1 pseudogene is annotated in these 504 nt (G+C 54.4%); it reads right to left on the bottom strand.

The window, feature by feature from the left end:
* Window positions 1-152: 152 nt before the first annotated feature.
* Window positions 153-504, bottom strand: a pseudogene (locus JCM25156_RS29685) (hypothetical protein); the annotation flags it as partial.

Genomic DNA, 504 nt, shown 5'->3' with positions numbered 1-504 from the left:
GACCACCCGTCCCCGCATTCAGCTGCGTGCCGGTTCCCGTCACATCAAGCTGCCTTTACCGACGGTCTGGTTACCCAATACGACGGCCTGGGTTGAAACAACGCTGCCATTTGTAATGGAAACAGTGCCGGTGCCATTCTCACCCGCAACAATCATCCAACATTGGCAGTGGAATCATCAACCGTAATCTTGCCCTGGCTATTGGCGCCAAGCCCGGCCGTCAAAGTACCTCCTGCTGAATCAAGGGTACTACCATTTTGCAAGGTCATACTTGCGTCAGAACCAGCGTCAAACCCACTGGCAATAACGCCAGTCCAGTTCGCTGCCGTATTGTTTGGAATAGTTACATGACCATTGTCCAGAACGACTGTTCCATCGTTCTGGATGCTGTTCGTACCATCCAGCTGGCCACCATTGGAAACCGTCAGGCTCGCACCAGACGCAACAATCGTATCTCCCGTGTAGGTGTTGTGCCCGGTCAGGGTAAGACCGCCTGTGCCTGCG

This window comes from Komagataeibacter kakiaceti JCM 25156 (assembly GCF_000613305.1).
This window is presented reverse-complemented; position numbering and strand designations above follow the sequence as displayed.